This window comes from Streptosporangium sp. NPDC048047, from assembly GCF_040653115.1.
Lineage (GTDB): Bacteria > Actinomycetota > Actinomycetes > Streptosporangiales > Streptosporangiaceae > Streptosporangium.
Genome location: NZ_JBEZNH010000005.1, coordinates 52277 through 58499, shown reverse-complemented (window position 1 = coordinate 58499; position 6223 = coordinate 52277). Strand labels below are relative to the sequence as shown.

6 protein-coding genes and 1 pseudogene are annotated in these 6223 nt (G+C 73.3%); all 7 read right to left on the bottom strand.

Features of this window, described 5'->3' with window-relative positions; all coding sequences use genetic code 11:
* Nucleotides 1-696, bottom strand: a pseudogene (locus AB0D67_RS05990) (hypothetical protein); the annotation flags it as partial.
* A gap of 137 nt (nucleotides 697-833) precedes the next feature.
* The gene (locus tag AB0D67_RS05985) at nucleotides 834-1499 is read right to left on the bottom strand and encodes an L-threonylcarbamoyladenylate synthase (protein WP_362930421.1); all 666 of its coding nucleotides are present in this window, start codon (nucleotides 1497-1499) and stop codon (nucleotides 834-836) included.
* Nucleotides 1500-1545: 46 nt separating this feature from the next.
* Entirely contained in the window at nucleotides 1546-2400 is an 855-nt protein-coding gene (gene prmC / locus AB0D67_RS05980; protein WP_362930419.1) for a peptide chain release factor N(5)-glutamine methyltransferase, read from the bottom strand.
* A gap of 8 nt (nucleotides 2401-2408) precedes the next feature.
* Nucleotides 2409-3461, bottom strand: coding sequence for a peptide chain release factor 1 (prfA, locus tag AB0D67_RS05975; RefSeq protein WP_362930417.1), 1053 nt, complete (start codon nucleotides 3459-3461; stop codon nucleotides 2409-2411).
* Between the two features lie 113 nt (nucleotides 3462-3574).
* Complete coding sequence (rpmE, locus tag AB0D67_RS05970) at nucleotides 3575-3793, bottom strand: 50S ribosomal protein L31 (RefSeq protein ID WP_362930415.1); 219 nt, start codon at nucleotides 3791-3793, stop codon at nucleotides 3575-3577.
* Nucleotides 3794-4120: 327 nt separating this feature from the next.
* Entirely contained in the window at nucleotides 4121-4765 is a 645-nt protein-coding gene (locus tag AB0D67_RS05965; RefSeq protein WP_362930779.1) for a response regulator transcription factor, read from the bottom strand.
* Between the two features lie 35 nt (nucleotides 4766-4800).
* Complete coding sequence (locus AB0D67_RS05960) at nucleotides 4801-6168, bottom strand: sensor histidine kinase (protein ID WP_362930413.1); 1368 nt, start codon at nucleotides 6166-6168, stop codon at nucleotides 4801-4803.
* Nucleotides 6169-6223 lie beyond the last annotated feature (55 nt).

Here is a 6223-nt window from a genome sequence, read left to right as displayed (position 1 = left end):
GGCGTCCGCACCGCCGTCCTGCCTGGACTGCGAGCCCGAGTCGTGCCGGGCGTCCGCACCGCCGTCCTGCCTGGACTGCGAGCCCGAGTCGTGCCGGGCGTCCGCCGGACCGTCCCGGCGCGGGGCGGCCTCGTCCCCCTTGGACCCGGTCTGGGGCTTGTCCTCGACCTTGGCGTCCCGCCGGACCTCCTGCTTGCCGTCCGAACCGGCGTCCTTCTTGGGGTCCGAATCCTTCTTGGCGTCCGAGTCGTGCTTCGTGTCCGAGTCGTGCTTGGCGTCCGGGCCGCCGTCCTGCTTGGAGTGCGAGCCCGAGTCGTGCCCGGTGTCCGGGCCGCCGCCGTCCTTGGGAACGGCCGGGGTGAGGTCCTCGGCCTTAGGCCTCTCCGGGGCGCGGTCGTCGGCCTTCGACGGCTCGGTGTCCGGCTTCGGGGCCGCGGCCTTGGGGCCCGCCTCGTGCCCGGTGCCCTGCTTGATCTTCTTCTCCAGCAGCGCCACGCGGGCGGAGACGTCGCGGACCATCTTGTCGCCGGAGTCGGCCACCTGCGCCGGACGGTGGGCGGACTGCGAGGACAGACCGGCCGCGCTCATCAGCCGGGTGACCCTGCCCTCGACGGACCGTATCTGCTCGGCCGCCTGACGCACCTCGGACAGCAGATCGCGGACCAGCTCGGGGTCCATTCCGTCGAACTTGCCCATGGACGTCTCCCAGAAGTGTCGGCCCACTTCAAGGTACCGGGGAGATCGCCCGGCGTCACGATGATAATCAGACGGCATGACTCACGGCACGGGCCGTGAGTCATGGACTGTGCGCACGGGCCTGGGCACACGCCGGATCAGCCGGCGGAGTCGGGCTCCGCGTCCGTCGCGACGTAGCCGATCACACCGCGGATCTTGCCCACCGGGAGTGCGCCCTGGCGCAGCAGCCGGGGGACGGCCGTGGTCAGGTCGAGGATCGTGGAGGGCACGTCGTCGGAGCACGGGCCGCCGTCGAGGTAGACCGCGACCGACTCCCCCAGCTGCTCCTCGGCGTCCGCGGCGGTGGTGGCGGGCGGGGCGCCGGAGCGGTTGGCGCTGGAGACGGCCATCGGGCCGGTCTCCTTGAGCAGGTCGAGGGTGATGGAGTGCAGCGGCATCCGCAGCGCCACGGTGCCTTTGGAGTCGCCCAGGTCCCACGACAGCGACCGGTTGGCCCGGCAGATCAGGGTCAGCGGGCCTGGCCAGAAGGAGTCGATGAGGTCCTGGCCGTAGGGGCCGAGGTTCTCCACCAGGGCGGTGGCGGCGCGGACGGTGCCGACGAGGACGGGCACGGGCATGTCGCGTCCGCGGCCCTTGGCCTCAAGGAGCGACGTGACGGCGGCCGGGGTGAAGGCGTCGGCCCCGATGCCGTAGACGGTGTCGGTGGGGACGACCACGAGCTCGCCCCGCCGTACGGCTGACGCCGCGTCGGTCAGGCCCGCGGCCCGCTGCTCGGTGTCTGTGCAGTCATAACGGCGGCTCACGGCGACCCATCCTATTCCCGGCCGGATGCCCGGCCGAACTCCCGGCCTACTCCTGGCCGAACCGAGCGGTGACGAAACGATCCCTGCGGGTGAGGTCCTGGCGGCTGCGGATGTCGCGCCAGCCGTTCTCCTCGGAGAAGATCAGATAGACCGCGGTGCCCTGCTCGTCGGCGTGCTCCACCGCGACGAACCCGCCCGGCCGCAGCAGTCTTCTCGCGGTCCGCTCCACCGCCCTGACCTCGTCGAGGCCGTCGCCGCCCGAGCCGTACAGCGCCCGCCTGGGGTCGTAGTCGCGCACCTCGGGGTCGCGGGGGACGGCGCCCGGCGGGATGTAGGGCGGGTTGGAGATGACGAGGTCGACCCGGCCGTCCAGCTCGGGCAGGGCGTCGGCCAGGTCCTCGGGGTGCAGGTGGACCCGCCCCTGGCCGTGCTCCAGGATGTTGCGCTTGGCCCAGTGGTAGGCGTCCGGGTCGACCTCGACCGCGTGCACCGTGGCCAGCGCGATCTCCTGGGCGATGGACAGCGCGATCGCGCCGGAGCCGGTGCCGAGATCGACGACCACCGGTGAGGCGACGTCCATCTCCCGCAGCCGCTCGATCGCCCAGCCCGCCACGACCTCGGTCTCCGGGCGGGGGATGAAGACACCCGGCCCGACCTCCAGGGACAGGTAGCGGAAGTAGGCCCGGCCGGTGATGTGCTGGAGCGGCTCGCGGGCCTCCCGGCGGGCGACGCCCTCCCAGAAGAGCGCGTCGAACTCCGCGTCGGAGACGGTGTGCAGCTCGCTGCGCCGTACGCCGTGGACGAACGCGGCGATCTCCTCGGCGTCGGTGCGCGGCGACGGCACACCTGCCTCGGCGAGCCGGGCGGTGGCGAGGGCGATCTCGTCCAGCAGAAAGGTCATCGGGCGCTCTATGCGTGGGCGGCGAGCTTCTCCGCCATCTCAGCGTCGAGCAGGGCCTGGAGGACGGCCGTGAGATCACCGTCCAGCACCTGGTCGAGGTTGTAGGCCTTGAAGCCGACGCGGTGGTCGGAGATTCGGTTCTCAGGATAGTTGTAGGTGCGGATGCGCTCGGAGCGGTCGACCGTGCGGACCTGGGACTTGCGCTCGGCCATCGCGGCGGCGTTGGCCTCCTCCTCCGCGATGGCCTGCAGGCGGGCCCGCAGGATGCGCATGGCCGACTCCTTGTTCTGGAGCTGGCTCTTCTCGTTCTGGCAGGAGGCGACCACGCCGGTCGGGAGGTGCGTGATCCGGACGGCGGAGTCGGTGGTGTTCACGCTCTGCCCGCCGGGGCCGCTGGAGCGGTAGACGTCGATGCGCAGGTCGTTGGGGTCGATCTGGACGTCGACCTCCTCGGCCTCGGGATAGACGAGCACGCCGACCGCGCTGGTGTGGATGCGGCCCTGGGACTCGGTGACCGGCACCCGCTGCACGCGGTGGACGCCGCCCTCGAACTTCAGCCTGGACCAGACGCCCTCGTCACCCCTGGCCTTGAGCCCGACCGTGACGTCCTTGTAGCCGCCGAGGTCGGAGTGGGTGGCGTCGATGATCTCGGTCTTCCAGCCGGCGCGCTCGGCGTAGCGGAGGTACATGCGCAGCAGGTCGCCGGCGAACAGGGCCGACTCCTCGCCGCCCTCGCCCGCCTTGATCTCCATGATGATGTCCTTGTCATCATTGGGATCGCGCGGGACGAGCAGGTGCCTGAGGCGGTCCTCCAGCTCCGGGACGCGGGCCTCCAGCTCCTTGGCCTCCTCGGCGAACGCCTGGTCCTCGGTGGCCAGCTCCCGGGCCGCGGCGAGGTCGTCCTGGAGGCTCTCCAGCTCCCGGTTGACGGCGATGATCGGGGTCAGCTCGGCGTAGCGCCGGCTGAGCGTGCGCGCCTGGGTGGGGTTGGCGTGCACGGCGGGGTCGGCGAGCTTGAGTTCCAGCTCGGCGTACTCACTGAGCAGCTCGTCGATGTTCACCGTGCGTCCTTCCTGCGGGGCCTTTCGTGACGTGCCTCATCACCACGAACGCCGACCCGGGCGCGCCCGCCCTCGGTGAAGGCGGGCGGTTCCGGGCCGGCGTCGGGGGTGGGCTACTGGCCCGTGGTCTTCTTGCCGAAGCGCTTCTCGAAGCGCGCCACCCGGCCACCGGTGTCCAGGATCTTCTGCTTGCCCGTGTAGAACGGGTGGCAGGCGGAGCACACGTCGGCGTGGATCACGCCGTTCTTGGCGGTGCTGCGGGTGGTGAAGGTGTTACCGCAGGTGCAGGTGACCTCGGTGACGTTGTATTCCGGGTGGATGTCGGACTTCATGGCTTGCTTTCCTCTCCAGAGCGCGGTCGCCGGGTCGCCACTGTCTCGTCGCCCGATAGGGGCTTCGCGCGCGGTGAGCACACCGGGATGCGCGCGGGCGGGAACCGGAACCGCTTCGGTTCGGCTACCAGTGTGCCAGATGCTCCAACCATCCCAGGCCACAAGACATTCCCCGGCGGCCCCCGGCACTCGCGCACCGGTCCTCCGCCCCCTGTCCACCGGGCTTTACGGACTCCGCCCGCCGTCCCGCAGGACCCCGCTCACCGGTCCGGGCCGGCTGGAGGCTCCGGGCGGACCGGAAGCCACCGGTCCGGGCGGGCCGCGGGCTCACCGGCCGAGGTACGCCAGGACCGCGAGGACGCGGCGGTGGTCGTCCGGCGCGGGGTCGAGGCCCAGTTTGCCGAAGATGCCGGAGATGTGCTTCTCCACCGCCCCCTCGGTGACGGCCAGGCGCGCGGCGATCGCCGTGTTGGAGCGGCCCTCGGCCATCAGGGCCAGGACCTCCCGCTCCCTGGCGGTCAGCGCCGCCAGGGGGTCGCCGGGGCGGTGCCGTCCCAGGAGCTGGGCGACGACCTCGGCGTCGACGACCGTGCCGCCGGACGCCACGCGGCGGACCGCGTCGAGGAACTCCGCCACGTCGGCGACCCGCTCCTTGAGGAGGTAGCCGACCGCCGAGGCTCCGCCGCCGAGCAGATCGGCGGCGTACCTCTCCTCGACGTACTGCGACAGCACCAGGATCGGCAGGCCGGGCCGTCCCGCCCGGACCGCGAGGGCCGCGCGCAGCCCCTCGTCGGTGTGGGTCGGCGGCATCCGCACGTCCACGATGGCCATGTCCGGGTCGTGCTCGGCCACCGCGGCCACCAGGCCGGGACCGTCCCCCGCCGTCCCGGCGGTCTCGATCCCGCCGTCGGCCAGCAGCCGGGCGAGCCCCTCGCGCAGCAGCACCGAGTCCTCGGCGATCACCACTCGCATGGGCCGGGGGGCGACCGTCCGCGCGGCCCGGGAGGTCACCACCGGCACGGCAGCTCCGCGCGGACCGTCGTGGGGCCTCCCGGCGGGCTGTCCACGGCCAGCACGCCGTCGATGGTCGCCGCCCGGTCGGCCAGGCCGGCCAGCCCGCCCCCGGGACGGAGCACCGCGCCGCCGGCGCCGTCGTCGCGCACCTCGACCGTCACCCGCTCCCCGAGGCTGCCGATCCGGACGGACGCCTCGGTGGCCGACGCGTGCCTGACGACGTTGGCCAGGCACTCCGAAACCACGAAGTAGGCGATGCTCTCCACCGCGGCGGGCGGGCGATCGACGAGCTCCACCGACAGCCGCACCGGCACCGGCGCCCGTGCCGTCAGGGACGACAGCGCCGCCTCCAGCCCCCGGTCCGTGAGGATCGCCGGGTGGATGCCCCGGGCGAGGTCCCGCAGCTCCGCGAGGGCGGTCTTGGCGCCCTCGTGGGCCCGCGCCAGGAGCTCCTCGACCTCCCGGGGATCGCGGTCCAGTCTCTCCCGTGCGCGGCCCAGGTCGATGGCCACCGTCAGCAGCCGCTGCTGGGCGCCGTCGTGCAGGTCGCGCTCGATCCTGCGCCGCTCGGCCTCGGCGGCGTCGACTCCGCGGGCCCGGCTCGCCCGCAGCCGGGCCGCCCGCGCCGCCAGCAGCTCCTTCTCCCCGGCGCCGAGCAGGGCGACGCCCAGCAGCGCGTGCAGCCAGGCCAGCCCGCGGGTCGCGTAGAGCGCCGCGACGAGGACCGCCAGGCCGGCGGGCGGGCACGCCAGCGCCTTGGCCCAGGTGTCCACCAGGAGCCCGTCGGTGACCTTCAGCGGCCCGCCGCCGAACAGCAGCGGCAGCGGCGCGACGAGCAGGACCGCCCCGAGCGTCCACAGCACCGCCGAGACGACGAGCTCCACGAACCCGATCGGAGGCAGCAGCAGCAGGTACAGCAGGTCCTTCCAGGTCGCCGGGTCGACGACCATCTCCCGCCAGCGCCGCAGCGGGCCGCCCCCGGCGGACGGCCGGTAGGGGTCGGCGATCACGACCCCGAACGCCAGCCGGAGCAGCCGGCGCTCGGCCATCGCCACGGCCCGCCAGACGACCATGAGCAGCGCGAGCAGCGGCACCCCCACGCCGACGACCGTCAGGGCGAACGCGGCCGGGACCGCGAACGACAACAGGCCGAAGAAGGCCAGGCCGTAGAACATGTTCACCAGCAGGTACGGCACGGCCCGCCAGGTCATCGGGTCGGTGAGCAGCGCCGGCGGCCCGTACGGTCCCAGCGGCATCCGTCCGCGCGACGGCGTGGGCGCCGCCCGCCCGGTCGCGCCCTCGACGCCCTCGACGGCTCTGATGACCGTGCGCCTTCTCCCGGTCGCGGTCTCGACGGCCATGCGCCCCCTCCGGCTCCGTGCGCCCCTCCGGCTCGGCGCGCCGCGGCCACCGGTC

Bases quoted from the DNA above. Each gene is read 5' to 3' on its own strand.
- AB0D67_RS05960 (WP_362930413.1), bottom strand. From the start codon at position 6,168: ATGGCCGTCGAGACCGCGACCGGGAGAAGGCGCACGGTCATCAGAGCC.
- prmC (WP_362930419.1), bottom strand. From the start codon at position 2,400: ATGACCTTTCTGCTGGACGAGATCGCCCTCGCCACCGCCCGGCTCGCC.
- AB0D67_RS05965 (WP_362930779.1), bottom strand. From the start codon at position 4,765: ATGCGAGTGGTGATCGCCGAGGACTCGGTGCTGCTGCGCGAGGGGCTC.
- rpmE (WP_362930415.1), bottom strand. From the start codon at position 3,793: ATGAAGTCCGACATCCACCCGGAATACAACGTCACCGAGGTCACCTGC.